Below are 19,143 nucleotides of genomic sequence, written 5' to 3'. Positions count from 1 at the left end.
CACCCTTTTTGAACGATAAGTGAAAGGAACCCTACAATGGATGAGCAGTTGAAACAGAGTGCCCTCGATTTTCATGAATTCCCCGTTCCCGGCAAAATTCAGGTTTCTCCGACCAAGCCTCTCGCGACCCAGCGCGATCTGGCGCTGGCTTACTCTCCGGGCGTGGCTGCGCCGTGCCTCGAAATCGAAAAAGATCCGCTGGCAGCCTATAAATACACCGCGCGCGGCAATCTGGTGGCGGTGATCTCCAACGGTACGGCGGTACTGGGACTGGGCAATATCGGGGCGCTGGCCGGTAAACCGGTGATGGAAGGTAAAGGCGTGCTGTTCAAGAAATTCGCCGGTATCGACGTGTTCGATATTGAAGTGGATGAGCTCGACCCGGATAAATTCATTAACGTGGTGGCCGCGCTGGAGCCGACCTTTGGCGGCATCAACCTCGAAGACATCAAAGCACCGGAATGTTTCTATATCGAGCAGAAACTGCGTGAGCGCATGAACATTCCGGTGTTCCACGACGATCAGCACGGGACGGCAATCATCAGCACTGCCGCTATCCTTAACGGCCTGCGGGTGGTGGAGAAAAATCTCTCTGACGTGCGTATGGTGGTTTCCGGCGCGGGCGCGGCAGCCATTGCCTGTATGAACCTGCTGGTGGCGCTGGGTATGCAGAAGCACAACATTGTGGTCTGCGACTCCAAAGGGGTGATCTACAAAGGGCGCGAAGCCAATATGGCGGAGACCAAAGCCGCCTACGCCGTGGACGATGATGGCAAACGCAGCCTGGCCGACGTGATGGAGGGCGCGGACATCTTCCTTGGCTGCTCTGGCCCGAAAGTGCTCACTGAAGAGATGGTGCTGAAGATGGCACGGGCGCCGTTAATCCTCGCCCTGGCCAACCCGGAGCCGGAGATCCTGCCGCCGCTGGCGAAAGCGGTGCGGCCGGATGCGATTATCTGTACCGGTCGCTCAGACTATCCGAACCAGGTGAACAACGTCCTCTGCTTCCCGTTCATCTTCCGCGGGGCGCTGGACGTCGGCGCCACCGCCATCAACGAAGAGATGAAGCTGGCGGCGGTTCACGCCATTGCCGAACTGGCCCATGCGGAGCAGAGCGAAGTGGTGGCCTCGGCCTACGGCGATCAGGATCTGAGCTTTGGCCCGGATTACATTATTCCGAAGCCGTTCGATCCGCGCCTGATTGTTAAAATTGCTCCGGCGGTGGCAAAGGCGGCGATGGACTCCGGCGTGGCGACGCGCCCGATTACCGACTTCGACGCCTATGTCGATAAGCTGACCGAGTTCGTCTACAAAACCAACCTGTTCATGAAGCCGATCTTCTCCCAGGCGCGCAAAGACGCAAAACGCGTGGTGCTGGCAGAAGGGGAGGAGGCGCGCGTCCTGCACGCCACCCAGGAGCTGGTAAGCCTCGGGCTGGCGAAGCCGATTCTGATCGGGCGTCCGAGCGTAATTGAGATGCGTATCCAGAAGCTGGGTCTGCAGATCAAGCCGGGCGTCGATTTTGAGATCGTCAACAATGAATCCGATCCGCGCTTCAAAGAGTACTGGAGCGAATACTACGCGATTATGAAACGTCGGGGGATCACCCAGGAGCAGGCGCAGCGGGCGGTGATCGGCAACACCACGGTGATCGGGGCGATCATGGTGCACCGCGGCGAGGCCGACGCGCTCATCTGCGGCACCATCGGCGACTATCACGAGCACTTCAGCGTGGTGCAGGAGATCTTCGGCTATCGCGAAGGAGTGCATACCGCCGGGGCGATGAACGCGCTGCTGCTGCCAAGCGGTAACACCTTTATTGCCGATACCTACGTCAACGACGATCCGACCCCGGAACAGCTGGCGGAAATTACGGTGATGGCGGCGGAAACGGTGCGTCGCTTTGGTATCGAACCGAAGGTGGCCCTGCTGTCGCACTCTAACTTTGGCTCATCCAAATCCGCAGCCGCCTGCAAAATGCGCCAGACTCTGGAACTGGTGCGGGAGCGCGCGCCGGAGCTAATGATCGACGGCGAAATGCACGGCGATGCCGCGCTGGTGGAGAGCATCCGCAACGAACGTATGCCGGACAGCCCGCTGAAAGGCTCGGCCAACGTGCTGATTATGCCGAACGTGGAGGCCGCGCGTATCAGCTATAACCTGCTGCGCGTCTCCAGTTCAGAAGGGGTAACCGTAGGGCCGGTACTGATGGGGGTGGCGAAGCCGGTCCACGTCTTAACGCCGATTGCCTCGGTGCGTCGTATTGTGAACATGGTGGCACTGGCGGTGGTAGAGGCGCAGACGCAGCCGCTGTAAGCGGGCCCCTCACCCCGTCCCTCTCCCCAGAGGGGCGAGGGTGAAAAGACGGTTCCGTGCGGTTCCCTCTCCCCAGAGGGGCGAGGGTGAAAAGACGGTTCCGTGCGGTTCCCTCTCCCCAGAGAGGCGAGGGTGAAAAGACGGTTCCGTGCGGTTCCCTCTCCCCAGAGAGGCGAGGGTGAAAAGACGGTTCCGTGCGGTTCCCTCTCCCCAGAGGGGCGAGGGTGAAAAGACGGTTCCGTGCGGTTCCCTCTCCCCAGAGGGGCGAGGGTGAAAAGACGGTTTCGTGCGGTTCCCTCTCCCCAGAGAGGCGAGGGTGAAAAGGCGGTTCCGTGCGGTTCCCTCTCCCCTTTGGGGAGAGGGTTAGGGTGAGGGGAAACTAAACCCAGTCCCGAACCTTAATAAAGTCCTTCAGGGCAGCCTCACGGCTGCCTTCTTTTGGCTCAAAGCTGTATTCCCAGCGCACCAGCGGCGGCATCGACATCAGAATCGACTCCGTGCGCCCGCCGGTCTGCAGGCCAAACAGCGTCCCGCGATCCCACACCAGGTTAAACTCCACGTAACGTCCGCGGCGATAGAGCTGGAACTCGCGCTCGCGCACGCCGTAATCGTGGTTTTTGCGCCGTTCGACAATCGGCAGATAAGCCTCGGTATAGCCATTGCCCACCGCCTGCATAAAGCTGAAGGCGGTATCAAAATCCGGCGTGTTCAGATCGTCAAAAAACAGGCCACCAATGCCGCGCTGCTCGTCACGGTGCTTCAGGTAGAAGTATTGGTCGCACCATTTTTTATATTTCGGGTAGACCTCATCGCCAAAGGGCTGGCACAGATCGTGGGCGGTCTGGTGCCAGTGCCGCGCATCCTCTTCAAAGCCGTAAAAAGGCGTTAAGTCGAAGCCGCCGCCAAACCACCACACCGGGTCGGCACCCGGTTTTTCGGCGATAAAAAAGCGCACGTTGGCGTGGCTGGTCGGCACGAACGGGTTATGGGGATGAACCACCAGCGAGACGCCCATCGCCTCAAAGCTGCGGCCTGCCAGCTCCGGGCGGTGTGCAGTGGCGGAGGCGGGCATGGCGTCGCCGTGCACGTGGGAAAAATTGACCCCGGCCTGCTCGAAGATGCCGCCGTTGCGCAGGACGCGGCTGCGCCCGCCGCCACCGGCTTCGCGCTGCCACTCATCCTGCTGGAATTCACCGCCATCGACGGCGCTCAGTTTCTGGCAAATGTCATCCTGCAGTTGCAGCAGGAAGGCTTTGACCAGCTGTGCATTGGGTTTCATCAACGTTTCCTGGAGTGCGCTTTCTGGTTATCGAACCAGTTAAAGTAACTGATAATCCCGGAGGCGATCGCGTTGGCGATCTTCTGGCGAAACGCTGCGGTACCGAGCAGACGCTCCTCTTCCGGATTAGTAATAAAAGAGGTTTCCACCAGCACGGACGGAATCGACGGCGATTTTAACACCACAAACGCTGCCTGCTCGGTGCCTTTGCTGTGCAGGCGGTGCACCGGCTTAATCTTCTTCAGAATATGCGAGCCGAGCGTCAGGCTGTTTTTGATGGTATCGGTCTGCACCAGGTCAAACAGCACCTGCTGCAGGAGATGATCTTTATCGGTGGTTTTCTTTCCGGCGACTTCGTCGGCGCGGTTTTCCCGGTCGGAGAGGTATTTTGCCATGGCGCTACTGGCGCCACGGTTGGAGAGAGCAAACACCGATGCGCCCGCTGCAGAAGGGTTAGTAAAGCCGTCAGCATGAATCGACATAAACAGATCCGCGCCGTGTTTGTGGGCAATCTCAACGCGGTCGTACAGCGGAATAAAGGTATCGCCGGTGCGCGTCAGGCGGGCGTCAATACCGTTGCTGCGTAAAATCGACCGGACATTTTTTGCAATCGCCAGCACAACGTGTTTTTCTTTCGAACCGTTACGGCCAATGGCGCCGGTATCAATGCCGCCGTGGCCCGGATCGAGCATCACCAGACGCTTCGCGCCAGATTTTTTGCTTTTTGGCTTGCTGTGACCGTTACTGGTTTTAAGGGTGCTCTCGTCTTTTGCCTGAGCCTGCTTTGCGATGCCCGTTAACGTTAAGGCCGCCAGCCCCGCTTTGAGTACCTGACGACGCGATGTGAGTGCTTTTAATGGTTTGAATGTGCTCATGCGGCCTGAATTGTAAAAATTGGGGTCCTGGTGTTATATCGTATCGTCTTTTGCGTTACGACAGTCCATGTGGCGAATTGTTTTACTTTTCATTTCAATACGTGACAAAGTGCCATTATGCCAAATTTTCAGAGGTTTTTCGCAGGATATTGGCGAAAGAGGGCGTTCGCGTCATAATCACAGTTTTTAAACCCAAAAAGGCGGTTAATACCATGGAGATACGCGTTTTTCGCCAGGCAGACTTCGAAGAGGTGATCACCCTTTGGGAGCGCTGCGATCTACTGCGACCGTGGAACGATCCGGAGATGGACATTGAGCGTAAGCTCAATCATGACGTCAGTCTGTTTCTGGTGGCGGAGGTCAACGGCGAAGTGGTGGGTACCGTGATGGGCGGCTACGACGGGCATCGCGGCTCGGCGTACTACCTCGGCGTCCACCCGGAGTTTCGCGGACGCGGTATTGCTAACGCGCTGCTGAATCGTCTGGAGAAAAAACTGATCGCCCGCGGATGCCCAAAAATACAGATCATGGTGCGGGAAGATAATGACGTGGTGCTGGGCATGTACGAGCGTCTTAACTATGAACATGCCGACGTGCTGACGCTGGGCAAACGCCTGATAGAAGATGAAGAGTATTGATTTTCACCCGGGTGATTACGACAGCCAGGGGCGGGTTCGTCTGCCGTTTTTGTTCTGGTGCGTGCTGCTGCTCCAGGCCCGCACCTGGGTGTTGTTCGTGATGGCCGGTGCTTCCCGCGATCAGGGCAACACGTTGCTGAACCTGTTTTATCCCGATCACGATAGCTTCTGGCTGGGGCTGTTGCCGGGGATCCCGGCGGTGCTGGCGTTTTTACTGAGCGGGCGGCGCCATCTTTATCCACGCCTGTGGCGTGCGCTGTGCGGGCTGCTGATCCTCGCCCAGTGTGTTCTGCTGTGCTGGCAGCCCCTGCTGTGGCTGAAAGGCGAAGCCCTGAGCGGCGTGGGGATCGCGCTGGTGGTGGCCGACATTGTGGCGCTGCTGTGGCTGCTGACCCATCCCCGTCTGCGCGCCTGTTTTACCCTCGAGAAAGATTAAACGGCACTTTTTAGCGATGCTGTACTCCAACAAGCGTTCAAATAACCAGAAAGGAACTCCCGATGAAATCGCTGCGTTTACTGTTATGCGCGCTCCCCGTTGTCCTGACGGGCTGTTCAACGCTCTCCGCCGTTAACTGGTCTGCGGCTTATCCCTGGAACTGGTTCGGGTCATCGACTAACGTGACCGAGCAGGGTGTTGGGGATCTCACCGCCGCCACGCCGCTGGAACAGAGCGCCATCGAATCGGCATTAGGCGGTGATTACCGACTGCGAAGCGGCATGAGAACGCAGAACGGCAACATTGTGCACTATTTCGAAGCGCTGAAAGACGATCGGCTGGCGCTGGTGATTAACGGTGAAAAAAACAGCGTTACCCGCATTGAAGTGCTGGATGGTGATATTGAAACCGACAGCGGGGTGAAGATCGGTACCCCGTTCAGCGATCTGTATCAGAAGGCCTACGGCAACTGCATCAGCGCCCCTGACGAAGACAGCATGGCGGTAGAGTGCAAGGCTGACGGCAGCCAGCATATCAGCTACCGGTTCAGTGGAACCTGGAACGGCCCGGAAGGGTTGATGCCTTCTGATGATGCGCTGAAAAACTGGAAAGTCAGCAAAATTATCTGGCAGCAGTAAATTGCGCCTGGACAAGCCGCCTCGTTAAAAAAGCGGGTATAATCGCCGCCAACCATGCCACGACCTCGTGGCATCTTTTTTTCAGGAGGAGCGATGTCTCAGGTTCAGAGTGGCATTTTGCCAGAACATTGCCGCGCGGCGATTTGGATCGAAGCCAATGTAAAAGGGGATGTCGATGCCCTGCGTGCGGCCAGCAAAATCTTTATTGATAACGTGGCCACCTTCCAGGCCAAATTCCCGGATGCGCACTGTGGCGCGGTGGTGGCCTTTGGTCACAACGTCTGGCGCCAGCTGAGCGGCGGGGAAGGGGCACAAGAGCTGAAAGACTTTGTCCCTTACGGCAAAGGCCTGGCGCCGGCCACCCAGTACGACGTGCTGATCCACATTCTCTCTCTGCGTCACGACGTGAATTTCTCCATTGCGCAGGCCGCGATGGCAGCCTTTGGCGACTGCGTGGAGGTAAAAGAAGAGATCCACGGCTTCCGCTGGGTGGAAGAGCGCGACCTGAGCGGCTTCGTTGACGGCACCGAAAACCCGGCAGGGGATGAAACCCGTCGTGAAGTGGCAGTGATCAAAGAGGGCGTGGACGCGGGCGGCAGCTATGTGTTCGTTCAGCGCTGGGAGCATAACCTTAAACAGCTTAACCGCATGAGCGTGCACGACCAGGAGATGATGATTGGCCGCACCAAAGAGGCCAACGAAGAGATCGACGGCGACGAACGCCCTGTCACTTCGCACCTGAGCCGCGTGGATCTGAAAGAGGACGGCAAAGGGCTGAAGATTGTCCGCCAGAGTCTGCCGTATGGCACCGCCAGCGGTACGCACGGCCTCTATTTCTGCGCCTACTGTGCGCGCCTGTATAACATTGAGCAGCAGCTGCTGAGCATGTTTGGCGATACCGATGGCAAGCGCGACGCAATGCTGCGCTTCACCCGACCGGTGACCGGCGGTTACTACTTCGCGCCGTCCATCGAGCGGCTGCTGGCGCTGTAAAAACACCCCTCACCCTTACCCTCTCCCCCCAGGGGAGAGGGAATTTATCCTTATTCCCTTTTCTGCTTGCAAATCACCAAACGGTATATAAAACCGTTACTCCTTTAGTACTCGTTATAAATATGATGGCCCTGAGAAAAACATCACATTTTAAGGGTGCGCAATGGCCGTTACTGTACTGAAAAAAGGATCGCTGGTGCTGGCAGCATCTGTGTTGCTGGTCGCTCAGGCGCAGGCAACCGAGCTGTTGAACAGCTCTTATGACGTTTCGCGCGAGCTCTTCGCCGCCCTGAATCCGCCTTTTGAGCAGCAGTGGGCGAAAGAGAACAACGGCGACAAGCTGACCATTAAGCAGTCTCATGCCGGCTCGTCGAAACAGGCGCTGGCCATTCTGCAGGGGCTGAAGGCCGACGTGGTGACCTATAACCAGGTTACCGATGTGCAGATCCTGCACGACAAAGGCAAGCTGATCCCTGCCGACTGGCAGAGCCGTCTGCCGAACAACAGCTCGCCGTTTTACTCCACCATGGGCTTCCTGGTGCGTAAGGGCAACCCAAAGAACATCCACGACTGGAACGACCTCGTGCGTTCTGACGTGAAGCTGATTTTCCCGAACCCGAAAACCTCCGGCAATGCCCGTTACACCTACCTGGCCGCCTGGGGCGCCGCGGACAAAGCTGACAGCAACGATAAAGCCAAAACCGAACAGTTCATGACCCAGTTCCTGAAAAACGTTGAAGTGTTCGATACCGGCGGCCGTGGGGCGACGACCACCTTCGCTGAGCGCGGTCTGGGCGATGTGCTGATTAGCTTTGAATCAGAAGTGAACAACATTCGTAAGCAGTACGAAGCCCAGGGCTTTGAAGTTGTTATCCCGAAAACCAACGTTCTGGCAGAGTTCCCGGTAGCGTGGGTGGATAAAAACATTAAAGCCAACGGGACCGAGAAAGCGGCGAAAGCCTATCTCAACTATCTGTACAGTCCGCAGGCCCAGACGGTGATCACCGATTACTATTATCGCGTGAATAATCCGGAGGTAATGAACAAGCTGAAAGACAAATTCCCGCAGACCGAACTGTTCCGCGTGGAAGATCATTTTGGCTCCTGGCCTGAGGTGATGAAAACGCATTTCGCCAGCGGCGGTGAGTTAGACAAACTGTTGGCGGCGGGGCGTAAGTAATGTTTGCAGTTTCCTCCAGACGTGTGCTGCCGGGCTTTACCTTAAGCCTCGGGACCAGCCTGCTGTTCGTCTGTCTGATTTTGTTATTACCGCTCAGCGCGCTGGTGGTTCAGCTCTCTGAGATGAGCTGGTCCCAGTACTGGGAGGTGATCAGTAACCCGCAGGTGGTGGCAGCCTATAAGGTGACGCTGCTGTCGGCGTTTGTCGCCTCCATTTTTAACGGCGTGTTTGGCCTGCTGATGGCGTGGATCTTAACCCGCTACCGCTTCCCGGGCCGCACGCTGCTGGATGCGCTGATGGATTTGCCCTTCGCGCTGCCTACCGCGGTGGCGGGTTTAACCCTGGCCTCGCTGTTTTCCGTCAACGGTTTTTACGGCGAGTGGCTGGCGAAGTTTGATATCAAAGTGACCTATACCTGGCTCGGCATTGCGGTGGCGATGGCCTTTACCAGCATCCCCTTTGTGGTGCGAACCGTGCAGCCGGTGCTGGAGGAGTTAGGTCCGGAATATGAAGAGGCGGCAGAGACGCTGGGTGCGACCCGCTGGCAGAGCTTTCGCAAGGTGGTACTGCCAGAACTTTCTCCGGCCCTGCTGGCAGGCGTGGCGCTGTCGTTCACCCGCAGCCTCGGTGAGTTTGGCGCGGTGATCTTTATCGCCGGTAACATCGCGTGGAAAACCGAAGTCACCTCGCTGATGATTTTTGTTCGCCTGCAGGAGTTCGATTACCCGGCGGCGAGCGCCATTGCCTCGGTGATCCTGGCGGCTTCGCTGCTGCTGCTGTTCTCGATTAACACTCTGCAAAGTCGCTTTGGTCGACGCGTGGTAGGTCACTGATGGCGGAAATCACTCAATTGAAACGCTACGACGCTCCCCGCATTAACTGGGGAAAATGGGTCCTGATCGGCACCGGTGTGCTGGTATCGGCCTTCATACTGGTCGTGCCGATGGTTTACATCTTTGTCCAGGCGTTCAGCAAAGGGATTATGCCCGCGCTGCAAAACCTGGCGGACCCGGACATGCTGCATGCCATCTGGCTGACGGTGATGATTGCACTTATCACCGTGCCGGTGAACCTGGTGTTCGGCATTCTGCTGGCCTGGCTGGTTACCCGCTTTAACTTCCCGGGCCGCCAGTTGCTGCTGACCCTGCTGGATATTCCGTTTGCGGTCTCACCGGTGGTGGCCGGTCTGGTGTATCTGCTGTTCTACGGCTCCAACGGCCCGCTGGGCGGCTGGCTGGATGAACATAACTTACAGATCATGTTCGCCTGGCCGGGCATGGTGCTGGTCACGGTATTTGTCACCTGTCCGTTTGTGGTGCGTGAGCTGGTGCCGGTGATGTTAAGCCAGGGCAGCAACGAAGACGAAGCGGCGGTGCTGCTGGGCGCATCCGGCTGGCAGATGTTCCGTCGCGTCACCCTGCCGAATATCCGCTGGGCGCTGCTGTATGGCGTGGTGCTGACCAACGCCCGCGCGATCGGTGAGTTTGGTGCGGTGTCGGTGGTCTCCGGCTCGATCCGCGGCGAAACGCTGTCGCTGCCGTTACAAATTGAATTGCTGGAGCAGGACTATAACACCGTCGGTTCCTTTACCGCCGCAGCCCTGCTAACGCTGATGGCTATTTTGACCCTGTTTTTAAAGAGTATGGTGCAGTGGCGTTTAGAGAATCAGGCCAAACGCCAGCATCAGGAGGGAAATCATGAGCATTGAGATTGCCAATATTAAGAAGTCCTTTGGTCGCACCCAGGTGCTGAACGATATCTCACTGGATATCCCTTCCGGACAAATGGTGGCGCTGCTGGGCCCTTCTGGCTCCGGGAAAACCACGCTGCTGCGTATTATCGCCGGTCTGGAGCATCAGACCAGCGGGCACATCCGCTTCCATGGCACCGACGTCAGCCGCCTGCATGCGCGCGACCGTAAAGTGGGTTTCGTGTTCCAGCATTACGCCCTGTTCCGCCACATGACGGTGTTCGACAACATCGCCTTCGGCCTGACGGTGCTGCCACGTCGTGAACGTCCGAACGCCGCGACCATCAAGGCGAAAGTCACCAAACTGCTGGAAATGGTGCAGCTGGCGCACCTGGCTGACCGTTATCCGGCCCAGCTTTCCGGCGGCCAGAAACAGCGTGTGGCTCTGGCACGCGCCCTGGCGGTTGAGCCGCAAATTCTGCTGCTGGACGAACCTTTCGGCGCGCTCGATGCGCAGGTGCGTAAAGAGCTTCGTCGCTGGCTGCGCCAGCTGCATGAAGAGCTGAAATTCACCAGCGTCTTCGTGACTCACGATCAGGAAGAGGCGATGGAAGTGGCCGACCGGGTCGTGGTGATGAGCCAGGGGAATATTGAGCAGGTTGATGAGCCTGAGCAGCTCTGGCGTGAACCAGCGACCCGTTTTGTGCTGGAGTTTATGGGCGAAGTTAACCGTCTGCACGGTAACGTGCGTGGCGGTCAGTTCCATGTCGGCGCCCACCGCTGGCCGCTGGGCTACACCCCGGCGTATCAGGGCCCGGTCGATCTGTTCCTGCGCCCCTGGGAAGTGGACGTCAGCCGTCGTACCAGCCTCGACTCGCCGCTGCCGGTACAGGTGCTGGAAGCCAGCCCGAAAGGTCACTATACCCAGCTGGTGGTGCAGCCGCTCGGCTGGTACAGCGAACCGCTGACGGTGGTGATGCGTGACGAAGAGCCGCCATTCCGGGGCGAGCGCCTGTTCGTTGGGCTGCAGCATGCCCGCATTTATCATGGCAAAGAGCGTATCGAAACGCGTGAGGATCTTGCTCTGGCCGAATCCGCCTGATAGGTTAATCAGTATGTTTATCGCCCGGTGGCGTTGCGCTTACCGGGCTTTTTATTGAGCAAAAATCGTGAATACACTCGAACAAACCATCGGCAACACTCCTCTGGTCAAACTCCAGCGCATGGGGCCGGACAATGGCAGTGAAATCTGGATCAAACTTGAAGGCAATAATCCCGCCGGTTCGGTTAAGGACAGGGCAGCCCTGTCGATGATTGTTCAGGCCGAAAAGCGCGGTGAAATCCACCCCGGCGACGTGCTGATTGAGGCCACCAGCGGCAACACCGGCATTGCGCTGGCGATGATCGCCGCGCTCAAAGGGTATCGCATGAAGCTGCTGATGCCGGACAACATGAGCCAGGAGCGCCGTGCCGCCATGCTGGCCTACGGTGCCGAGTTAATTCTGGTCAGCAAAGAGCAGGGGATGGAGGGTGCCCGCGATCTGGCCCTTGAGATGGCGAACCGGGGCGAAGGTAAGCTGCTGGATCAGTTTAACAATCCCGATAACCCCTATGCTCATTACACCACCACCGGCCCGGAGATCTGGCAGCAGACCGCAGGTCGCATCACCCATTTTGTCTCCAGCATGGGGACCACGGGTACCATCACCGGCGTCTCCCGTTTTCTGCGCGAGCAGGAAAAGGCGGTCACCATTGTCGGACTGCAGCCGGAAGAGGGCAGCAGCATACCGGGTATTCGCCGCTGGCCGGCGGAGTACATGCCGGGCATCTTTAATGCTTCACTGGTGGACCAGGTACTGGATATTCACCAGCGCGAGGCGGAAAATACCATGCGTGAACTGGCCGTGCGCGAAGGCGTTTTCTGCGGCGTCAGTTCTGGCGGCGCGGTAGCGGGCGCACTGCGGATTGCAGAGGCAGTGCCGGGAGCGGTGGTAGTGGCGATCATCTGCGATCGCGGCGATCGCTATTTGTCTACCGGCGTGTTTGGTGAGGAGAGCTATGCGCAGGGCGCAGGGATCTAAACGCGATGGAGATGATTTTATTCCGGGACAAAACCCGGGCGCAGCAGAGCGATATCGTGGCTGTGCAGTCGCAGGTGGTGTACGGCAGCGTGGGTAACAGTATTGCTGTACCCAATATTCGCCAGCATCGCCTGAACGTAACGGCGGTACCAACGGTGCTGTTCAGTAATACCCCGCATTACGACACCTTTTACGGTGGGGTGATCCCCGATGAGTGGTTCAGCGGCTATCTGAAAGCGCTGGATGAGCGCGACGTTCTGCGGGAGCTGAAAGCGGTCACGACTGGTTATATGGGGAGCGCCAGCCAGATTATGCTGCTGGCGGACTGGCTGCGGGCGGTTAAGGCGCAGCATCCAGAGGTACTTATCCTGGTGGACCCGGTCATTGGTGACACCGACAGCGGAACCTACGTCAAACCGGAGATCCCTGAAGCTTACCGCCAGCATCTGCTGCCCCTGGCGCAGGGCATTACACCGAACGTCTACGAGCTGGAGGTGCTCAGTGGCCAAACCTGCCGGGATAATGCCAGCGCCATTGCCGCTGCAAAAGGGTTACTCTCCGATACGCTGCAGTGGGTGGCGATTACCAGCGCACCTGTCGCCGGTGATGCTGACACTATTCACGTGGTGTTAGTGACCCATGACAACGTGACGGTGAGCGCTCACCCACGCATCCAGGCCGATCTGAAAGGCACCGGTGATCTGTTCTGTTCTGAGCTGGTCAGCGCGCTGGTGCAGCACGAGAGCGTGGCCGCGGCGATAAGCCGGGCAGGGGACAGGGTGACGCAGGTTATGCAGTACACCCAGCAGGCAGGCTACGACGAGCTGGTCCTGCCAGCCTGACAAACAAAAATGGCGCCCGAAGGCGCCATTTTTCTGTGCGGCAAGAAATTACTTCTTGATGCGGATCACCGGGGTTTCACCCACGGTAACACTGCCAGACAGTTTGATCAGTTCTTTGATTTCGTCCATGTTGGAGATAACAACCGGAGTCAGGGTAGACTTGGCTTTCTCTTCCAGCAGTGGAAGATCGAATTCAATGACCGGGTCGCCAACTTTTACACGCTGGCCTTCTTCAGCGATACGCTTGAAGCCTTCGCCTTTCAGTTCAACAGTGTCGATACCGAAGTGAACGAACAGCTCAATACCGCTATCAGATTCGATAGAGAACGCGTGGTTGGTTTCAAAAATCTTGCCGATAGTCCCGTCGACCGGTGCAACCATTTTGTTACCGGTCGGTTTGATAGCAATGCCATCACCAACGATTTTTTCAGCAAAAACGACATCCGGCACGTCTTCGATGTTGACGATTTCACCAGACAGCGGAGCAACAATCTCAATAGTTCCGTTGTCGCTATTGCCTTTGTCACCGAACAGCTTACTAAATAACCCCATTAGCCTTCTCTCCTAAGCAGTAATTTGGGCCGCATCTCGTGGATTAGCAGATTGTTTTTTCTTCAATGAACTTGTTAACCAGCGTCATTAACTCGTCCGTTGTCGGTTGAGCAAGAGCCTGCTCTGCTAATACCTTCGCATCTTCGAAGTTCGTGTTACGGATAATCTTCTTGATGCGCGGGATGGAAATGGCGCTCATAGAGAATTCGTCCAGACCCATACCCAGCAACAGAAGTGTAGCACGTTCATCGCCTGCAAGCTCACCACACATGCCTGTCCATTTACCTTCAGCATGAGAAGCATCAATAACTTGCTTGATAAGCGTCAGCACAGATGGAGACATTGGCTGGTAAAGATGTGAAATCATATCATTACCACGGTCAACTGCCAGGGTGTACTGGGTTAAGTCGTTGGTACCAATACTAAAGAAATCGACTTCTTTCGCTAAGTGACGGGCAATGGTGGCGGCCGCTGGGGTCTCTACCATTACGCCAACTTCGATAGCTTCGTCGAATGCTTTACCTTCGTCACGCAGTTCCTGTTTAAAGATCTCGATCTCTTTCTTCAGTGCACGAACTTCTTCAACAGAGATGATCATCGGGAACATGATGCGCAGCTTACCGAAAGCGGACGCACGCAGGATAGCGCGGACCTGGTCGCGCAGGATCTCTTTACGATCCATCGCGATACGCACGGCACGCCAGCCCAGGAACGGGTTCTCTTCTTTCGGGAAGTTCATGTACGGCAGCTCTTTGTCACCGCCGATGTCCATGGTACGGACGATAACAGCCTGAGAGCCACAGGCCTCAGCAACCGCTTTGTAGGCAGCAAACTGCTCTTCTTCGGTTGGCAGGGCGTCACGGTCCATGAACAGGAATTCGGTACGATAGAGACCAACACCTTCTGCGCCGTTGCGCTCAGCGCCATCGACGTCGCGCACGGTACCGATGTTTGCGCACACTTCTACCTGATGACCATCCAGGGTAATGGCTGGCAGGTCTTTCAGCTTAGCGAGTTCCGCTTTTTCAGTCGCAACCTGCTCCTGAACAGTGCGCAGTTTTTCGATCTCTTCGTTGGTTGGGTTGACGTAAACCATGTTGTTTACGGCATCCAGAATCAGATAGTCGTCGTTTTTAACCTGAGCGGTGACGCTACCGGTACCCACGATGGCTGGTAGCTCCAGAGAACGCGCCATGATAGAGGTGTGGGAGGTACGGCCACCGGCGTCAGTGATGAAACCCAGGACCTTGTTCAGGTTCAGCTGTGCGGTTTCTGACGGGGTCAGGTCGGCTGCAACCAGGATGACTTCGTCCTGAATGGCGCTCAGATCGATGATGGCAAGGCCGAGAATATTGCGCAGCAGGCGCTTACCGATATCACGCACGTCAGCCGCACGCTCTTTCAGGTATTCATCGTCCAGCTCTTCCAGGGCAGTTGCCTGACCTTCGATAACTTCATGCGCAGCGGCATCCGCCGTCATGCCTTTATCTTTAATCAGGGCTATGATTTCCTGCTCAAGCTCCTCATCTTCGAGCAACATAATGTGCCCTTCGAAGATGGCTTCTTTTTCTTCACCGAAAGTTTCGCCAGCTTTAGTTTTGATCGCTTCCAGTTGCGCAGATGCTTTTGCACGGCCACTCAGAAAACGTTCAACTTCCTGATTTACCTTATCAGCAGAAATTTTTTTCCGGTCAATGACGATCTCGTCTTCTTTCAGCAGAAGTGCTTTGCCGAAAGCGATACCCGGGGATGCTAAAATGCCTGAAATCATAACCCTACCTTACTTGTGACTGATATTTAAAAGAACCCGGATACTTACTCGAGCTCAGCCATCAGTTTAACCAGATGCTCAACTGCTTTCTGCTCGTCTTCGCCTTCAGCGGAGATGGTCACGACGGTGCCCTGAGTCAGGCCCAGAGTCTGCAGTTTGAACAGGCTTTTTGCGCTCGCGCTTTTGCCGTTGGAAGTCACAGTGATCTCAGAAGTGAAGCCTTTCGCTTCTTTAACAAACTGAGCAGCAGGGCGGGTGTGCAGACCGTTCGGAGCGGTAATGGTAACTTCTTGCTGGAACATTGTATTTCCCCAACTTATTGGTTTAGTGTTGTGGAACTAAAGTCTAGCCTGGCGGCAGGACTTTAGCCTGTATTGTTAGCACCGGCTTAACGGCACGCGGCACAAATGTGTCAAACGTATTCCGGTGCTGGCATGTCAGGCTGCTGACGTCTCGCTCGACATTAAACATTATGCCGCGAAAGCAAGACTTGAACCAAATCATAAAATCGATTCAGCAGCGCGAATTCCGTGAACGATTAATTTCGTGCTTCAAAATAATTGTCAGCTTAAATACCAGAGCCAACAGGGTTGAGCAATGCCGGAAGAGATAAAAGTTTGAAGCAGGCCACAAAAAAGCACCCGGATGGGTGCTTTTTTACGCGATATTTACATTTTGGCACTACTGTTGCAGTTCCTTCTCAGTAAAGAGATCGGCAAACAGTGCAGTACTTAAATAACGCTCACCCGACGATGGAAGAATAACCACGATATTCTTATTGGTAAAGGTTTCATCTTCGAGTAATTTCAGCGCGGCGGCAACGGCAGCACCGGAGGAGATACCCGCCAGAATACCCTCTTCTTCCATCAAACGGCGTGCGGTAGAGATGGCCTCATCGTTGGTAATAGCCACCACTTTATCAATCAGTTTCAGATCCAGGTTGCCAGGAATAAAGCCTGCGCCAATACCCTGAATTTTATGCGGGCCAGGCTTCAGTTCTTCACCGGCCAGCGCCTGGGCAATTACGGGAGAATCGGTTGGCTCAACGGCAACGGTAATAAGATCTTTTTTACCTTTTGTGCCTTTAATATAACGGCTGACGCCCGTCAGCGTACCGCCGGTACCAACGCCAGAAATAAAGACATCAACCTGACCGTCGGTATCTTCCCAAATTTCCGGGCCGGTGGTCTTCTCGTGAATTTCCGGGTTAGCCGGGTTGCTGAACTGCTGAAGGAGTAGATATTTGGCCGGATCGCTGGCAACAATTTCTTCGGCTTTCTGAATAGCGCCTTTCATCCCTTTTGCGCCTTCGGTTAATACCAGATTTGCACCCAGCGCTTTCAGCAGCTTGCGACGTTCAATACTCATGGTTTCTGGCATGGTCAGCGTCAGCTTATAACCGCGCGCTGCGGCGACGTAGGCCAGCGCGATACCGGTGTTACCGCTGGTTGGCTCAACCAGCTCAACGCCAGGTTTCAACACGCCACGCTTTTCCGCATCCCAAATCATATTGGCACCGATACGGCATTTCACGCTGAAGCTTGGGTTACGAGATTCCACCTTCGCCAGAATGCGTCCATTACCGATACGGTTCAGTCGAACCAGGGGCGTGTGACCGATAGTCAGCGAGTTGTCTTCAAAAATCTTACTCATGGCCTGTCCTTAACTGTTTGAAATTGGGATACCGACCCAGCATACCTGTTGCATAAGTATGGGGAAGTAAGGAATTCGCATATCTATATGCTGCATAGAAATAATGGGGATCAGTATGGAATAAGGGGCGGCATAAGCCACCCCTCTTTTTAACTTATTTCCACAAAGCATGTTTGTCGCGGTAACAATCCACCCACATCGCCGTCGCTCCACACACCGCCACCGGCATGATGAACAGATTAAGGAACGGAATCATGGTGAACAGACTGGTCAGGGCGCCAAACTGCATATTGGCAACCTTGCGGCTGCGCAGAGCGGTGCGCATCTCTTTAAAGGGCACTTTGTGGTTGTCGAACGGATAGTCGCAATACTGGATGGCCAGCATCCATGCGCTGAACAGGAACCACAGTACGGGCGCTACGGTCTGCCCGATACCCGGAATAAAATAGAGGAGTAGCAGCACGATGGCGCGAGGCAGATACCACGCCAGCTTTTGCCACTCGCGTTTCATAATACGCGGCAGGTCCTTCAGGACGCCCATTACCCCGGTGTCCGGCGGCGTGGCACCCGTCAGTCGGGCTTCAAGCTGTTCGGCCAGCAGACCGTTAAAGGGGGCTGCAATCCAGTTAGCAAGGGTTGAGAAGAAGTAGCCAAACACCAGCAGAACCGAAACGATCACAATCGGCCATAGCAGATAGCTCAGCCACTGCAGCCAGTCGGGAACATGGCTCATGAGCGCCGGGATCCAGCTGTCCAGACGGGTAAACAGCCACCAGAAGGCGCCCCCCATCAGCAGGATGTTGATCAGCAGAGGCAGGATCACAAAACGTCTGATGCCGGGCAGTGAAACCAGTTTCCAGCCCTGTGAAAAGTACCAGACGCCGCTGCGTGAAGGGGAAGATGTCGATGAAACCATAACCAGGTTGAGCTCCTTTTATCACAACCAGTGAAATTGCCTGCCTATATTAGCCAGTTGCGGCACGTTGACCAGTTCGGAAATGTTCGAAAAAACAGCAAAAAGCACGATTTAGCTCATCTTTATGCTGCGAATGCTCTGCACGCACTTGCACTTGACGTAATCGGCAAATACTCTTAGTGAGTAAATGTTTGCCGTGGTGGCAAGGTGTTAGAACAACAGAGAATATAATGATGCAGGATTTGCGTCTGATATTAATCATTGTTGGCGCGATCGCCATAATCGCTTTACTGGTACATGGTTTCTGGACCAGCCGTAAAGAGCGCTCTTCTATGTTTCGCGATCGCCCACTGAAGCGCATGAAGTCTAACCGTGACGACGATAGCGATGACGATATCGAAGACATGGAAGACGAGGGTGTGGGTGAAGTACGCGTTCATCGGGCCAATACTGCGCCCGGCGCAGGCCATGGGGAGCACGAAGCGCCTCGTCAGCCTCCGCAGCATCAGTACCAGCCGCCTTACGCATCTGCTCAGCCACGTCCCGCTGCGCCGCAGCCTGTGGCCGAACCGGTACACCAGCCGCAACCGCAGCAGCACGAACCTGCGCGCCAGCAGCCGGTGCAACAACCTCAGTATGCCGCTCAGCCTGAACCTCAGCCTCAGCCCGTCGCGCCGCAGCCTGTCGCGCCCGCGGCTCAGCAACCCGTTCCTGCGCCGCAACCGGCCCCTGCGCCAGCACCTGCCGCAGCGCCAGAGCCAGAGCCGGTTGTCGAAGCCGCGCCCGTGGTTGAAAAACCCCAGCGTAAAGAGACGGTGATTGTCATGAGCGTTGCGGCCCACCAGGGAACCGCCCTCAATGGCGAGCTGCTGCTTAACAGCATTCATCAGGCGGGCTTTAAGTTTGGTGATATGAATATCTTCCATCGTCACCTCAGCCCTGACGGTAGCGGTCCATCGCTGTTCAGCCTGGCGAATATGGTCAATCCGGGAACCTTTGATCCTGAGATGACCGGTGATTTCACCACCCCGGGCGTGACTATCTTCATGCAGGTGCCATCGTATGGCGATGAACTGCAAAACTTTAAGCTGATGCTGCAGTCCGCTCAGCATATTGCCGATGAAGTCGGCGGTATGGTGCTCGACGATCAGCGTCGAATGATGACGCCGCAAAAATTGCGTGAATATCAGGACCGCATCCGCGAAGTTAAAGAAGCTAACGCGTAAACCTTCGCGTTTGTTTCACACCGCCTCAACCCCCGCATGTCGGGGGTTTTTCTCATT

General features: G+C 56.1%; 19 protein-coding genes. 12 read left to right on the top strand and 7 right to left on the bottom strand.

The features are described 5' to 3' along the window. Positions 1-36: 36 nt before the first annotated feature. Positions 37-2,316 carry an NADP-dependent oxaloacetate-decarboxylating malate dehydrogenase gene (gene maeB / locus MXM41_RS06770; protein ID WP_325930661.1) on the top strand — a complete coding sequence of 760 codons (2,280 nt, stop codon included), beginning with the start codon at positions 37-39 and terminating at the stop codon, positions 2,314-2,316. 379 nt (positions 2,317-2,695) lie between these two features. Here maeB and hemF read toward each other — a convergent pair whose 3' ends face one another. Beyond that, positions 2,696-3,595: an oxygen-dependent coproporphyrinogen oxidase gene (hemF, locus tag MXM41_RS06765; RefSeq protein ID WP_325930660.1), complete on the bottom strand. Its 900-nt coding sequence runs from the start codon at positions 3,593-3,595 to the stop codon at positions 2,696-2,698. Beyond that, entirely contained in the window at positions 3,595-4,470 is an 876-nt protein-coding gene (amiA, locus tag MXM41_RS06760; protein ID WP_325930659.1) for an N-acetylmuramoyl-L-alanine amidase AmiA, read from the bottom strand. The genes hemF and amiA overlap by 1 nt, the downstream gene beginning before the upstream one ends. 212 nt (positions 4,471-4,682) lie before the next feature. On the opposite strand from amiA, the gene MXM41_RS06755 reads away from it, so the two are divergent. The 10 genes from MXM41_RS06755 (at position 4,683) to pdxK (ending at position 12,968) form a co-directional block, all read left to right on the top strand. Continuing rightward, positions 4,683-5,108: a GNAT family acetyltransferase gene (locus MXM41_RS06755; protein ID WP_142486647.1), complete on the top strand. Its 426-nt coding sequence runs from the start codon at positions 4,683-4,685 to the stop codon at positions 5,106-5,108. Continuing rightward, positions 5,095-5,544 carry a DUF2919 domain-containing protein gene (locus MXM41_RS06750; RefSeq protein WP_325930658.1) on the top strand — a complete coding sequence of 150 codons (450 nt, stop codon included), beginning with the start codon at positions 5,095-5,097 and terminating at the stop codon, positions 5,542-5,544. Before MXM41_RS06755 ends, MXM41_RS06750 begins: the two co-directional genes overlap by 14 nt. Before the next feature lie 62 nt (positions 5,545-5,606). Further along, positions 5,607-6,182 (top strand): RpoE-regulated lipoprotein, encoded by a 576-nt coding sequence (locus MXM41_RS06745; RefSeq protein WP_325930656.1) that lies wholly within the window; start codon positions 5,607-5,609, stop codon positions 6,180-6,182. 93 nt (positions 6,183-6,275) lie between these two features. Then, complete coding sequence (locus MXM41_RS06740) at positions 6,276-7,175, top strand: Dyp-type peroxidase (protein ID WP_325930655.1); 900 nt, start codon at positions 6,276-6,278, stop codon at positions 7,173-7,175. A 163-nt stretch (positions 7,176-7,338) separates the two neighbouring features. Beyond that, entirely contained in the window at positions 7,339-8,355 is a 1,017-nt protein-coding gene (locus MXM41_RS06735) for a sulfate ABC transporter substrate-binding protein (protein WP_325930653.1), read from the top strand. Then, positions 8,355-9,188, top strand: coding sequence for a sulfate/thiosulfate ABC transporter permease CysT (gene cysT, locus MXM41_RS06730; RefSeq protein ID WP_032612989.1), 834 nt, complete (start codon positions 8,355-8,357; stop codon positions 9,186-9,188). Before MXM41_RS06735 ends, cysT begins: the two co-directional genes overlap by 1 nt. Then, a complete protein-coding gene (gene cysW / locus MXM41_RS06725; protein WP_325930651.1) occupies positions 9,188-10,063 on the top strand; it encodes a sulfate/thiosulfate ABC transporter permease CysW in 876 nt (291 codons plus the stop codon). Before cysT ends, cysW begins: the two co-directional genes overlap by 1 nt. Further along, positions 10,053-11,147, top strand: coding sequence for a sulfate/thiosulfate ABC transporter ATP-binding protein CysA (gene cysA / locus MXM41_RS06720; protein WP_325930650.1), 1,095 nt, complete (start codon positions 10,053-10,055; stop codon positions 11,145-11,147). The genes cysW and cysA overlap by 11 nt, the downstream gene beginning before the upstream one ends. 67 nt (positions 11,148-11,214) lie before the next feature. Continuing rightward, positions 11,215-12,126, top strand: a complete 912-nt coding sequence (gene cysM, locus MXM41_RS06715) for a cysteine synthase CysM (protein WP_325930648.1) — start codon at positions 11,215-11,217, stop codon at positions 12,124-12,126. Positions 12,127-12,131: 5 nt separating this feature from the next. Continuing rightward, complete coding sequence (pdxK, locus tag MXM41_RS06710; protein ID WP_325930646.1) at positions 12,132-12,968, top strand: pyridoxine/pyridoxal/pyridoxamine kinase; 837 nt, start codon at positions 12,132-12,134, stop codon at positions 12,966-12,968. Between the two features lie 48 nt (positions 12,969-13,016). On the opposite strand, the gene crr is transcribed toward pdxK, so the two are convergent. The 5 genes from crr to cysZ all read right to left on the bottom strand — a co-directional run bounded on the left by crr (position 13,017) and on the right by cysZ (position 17,860). Beyond that, positions 13,017-13,520, bottom strand: coding sequence for a PTS glucose transporter subunit IIA (gene crr, locus MXM41_RS06705; RefSeq protein ID WP_325930645.1), 504 nt, complete (start codon positions 13,518-13,520; stop codon positions 13,017-13,019). 43 nt (positions 13,521-13,563) lie between these two features. Then, positions 13,564-15,291, bottom strand: a complete 1,728-nt coding sequence (gene ptsI / locus MXM41_RS06700; protein WP_325930644.1) for a phosphoenolpyruvate-protein phosphotransferase PtsI — start codon at positions 15,289-15,291, stop codon at positions 13,564-13,566. Between the two features lie 44 nt (positions 15,292-15,335). Continuing rightward, positions 15,336-15,593 carry a phosphocarrier protein Hpr gene (gene ptsH / locus MXM41_RS06695; protein WP_000487600.1) on the bottom strand — a complete coding sequence of 86 codons (258 nt, stop codon included), beginning with the start codon at positions 15,591-15,593 and terminating at the stop codon, positions 15,336-15,338. A gap of 379 nt (positions 15,594-15,972) precedes the next feature. Next, a complete protein-coding gene (gene cysK, locus MXM41_RS06690; RefSeq protein WP_039029656.1) occupies positions 15,973-16,944 on the bottom strand; it encodes a cysteine synthase A in 972 nt (323 codons plus the stop codon). A 154-nt stretch (positions 16,945-17,098) separates the two neighbouring features. Further along, positions 17,099-17,860 (bottom strand): sulfate transporter CysZ, encoded by a 762-nt coding sequence (cysZ, locus tag MXM41_RS06685; RefSeq protein WP_325930640.1) that lies wholly within the window; start codon positions 17,858-17,860, stop codon positions 17,099-17,101. Positions 17,861-18,090: 230 nt separating this feature from the next. Between cysZ and zipA the strand changes: the two genes are divergently transcribed. Next, entirely contained in the window at positions 18,091-19,086 is a 996-nt protein-coding gene (gene zipA / locus MXM41_RS06680; protein ID WP_325930639.1) for a cell division protein ZipA, read from the top strand. The last annotated feature ends 57 nt before the right edge of the window (positions 19,087-19,143 follow it).

It is taken from the genome of Leclercia adecarboxylata (assembly GCF_035787115.1).
Taxonomy (GTDB): Bacteria; Pseudomonadota; Gammaproteobacteria; order Enterobacterales; family Enterobacteriaceae; genus Enterobacter; species Enterobacter adecarboxylatus_E.
Note: the sequence above shows the minus strand (reverse complement) of the source record. Positions and strands in the feature narration are given on the sequence as shown.

Coding starts and splice junctions, on each gene's coding strand:
- MXM41_RS06755 (WP_142486647.1), top strand. CDS start 4,683: ATGGAGATACGCGTTTTTCGCCAGGCAGACTTCGAAGAGGTGATCACC.
- ptsH (WP_000487600.1), bottom strand. CDS start 15,593: ATGTTCCAGCAAGAAGTTACCATTACCGCTCCGAACGGTCTGCACACC.
- zipA (WP_325930639.1), top strand. CDS start 18,091: ATGATGCAGGATTTGCGTCTGATATTAATCATTGTTGGCGCGATCGCC.
- MXM41_RS06735 (WP_325930653.1), top strand. CDS start 7,339: ATGGCCGTTACTGTACTGAAAAAAGGATCGCTGGTGCTGGCAGCATCT.
- maeB (WP_325930661.1), top strand. CDS start 37: ATGGATGAGCAGTTGAAACAGAGTGCCCTCGATTTTCATGAATTCCCC.
- hemF (WP_325930660.1), bottom strand. CDS start 3,595: ATGAAACCCAATGCACAGCTGGTCAAAGCCTTCCTGCTGCAACTGCAG.
- amiA (WP_325930659.1), bottom strand. CDS start 4,470: ATGAGCACATTCAAACCATTAAAAGCACTCACATCGCGTCGTCAGGTA.
- ptsI (WP_325930644.1), bottom strand. CDS start 15,291: ATGATTTCAGGCATTTTAGCATCCCCGGGTATCGCTTTCGGCAAAGCA.
- cysA (WP_325930650.1), top strand. CDS start 10,053: ATGAGCATTGAGATTGCCAATATTAAGAAGTCCTTTGGTCGCACCCAG.
- pdxK (WP_325930646.1), top strand. CDS start 12,132: ATGGAGATGATTTTATTCCGGGACAAAACCCGGGCGCAGCAGAGCGAT.
- cysZ (WP_325930640.1), bottom strand. CDS start 17,860: ATGGTTTCATCGACATCTTCCCCTTCACGCAGCGGCGTCTGGTACTTT.
- MXM41_RS06745 (WP_325930656.1), top strand. CDS start 5,607: ATGAAATCGCTGCGTTTACTGTTATGCGCGCTCCCCGTTGTCCTGACG.
- crr (WP_325930645.1), bottom strand. CDS start 13,520: ATGGGGTTATTTAGTAAGCTGTTCGGTGACAAAGGCAATAGCGACAAC.
- MXM41_RS06750 (WP_325930658.1), top strand. CDS start 5,095: ATGAAGAGTATTGATTTTCACCCGGGTGATTACGACAGCCAGGGGCGG.
- cysK (WP_039029656.1), bottom strand. CDS start 16,944: ATGAGTAAGATTTTTGAAGACAACTCGCTGACTATCGGTCACACGCCC.
- cysT (WP_032612989.1), top strand. CDS start 8,355: ATGTTTGCAGTTTCCTCCAGACGTGTGCTGCCGGGCTTTACCTTAAGC.
- cysW (WP_325930651.1), top strand. CDS start 9,188: ATGGCGGAAATCACTCAATTGAAACGCTACGACGCTCCCCGCATTAAC.
- MXM41_RS06740 (WP_325930655.1), top strand. CDS start 6,276: ATGTCTCAGGTTCAGAGTGGCATTTTGCCAGAACATTGCCGCGCGGCG.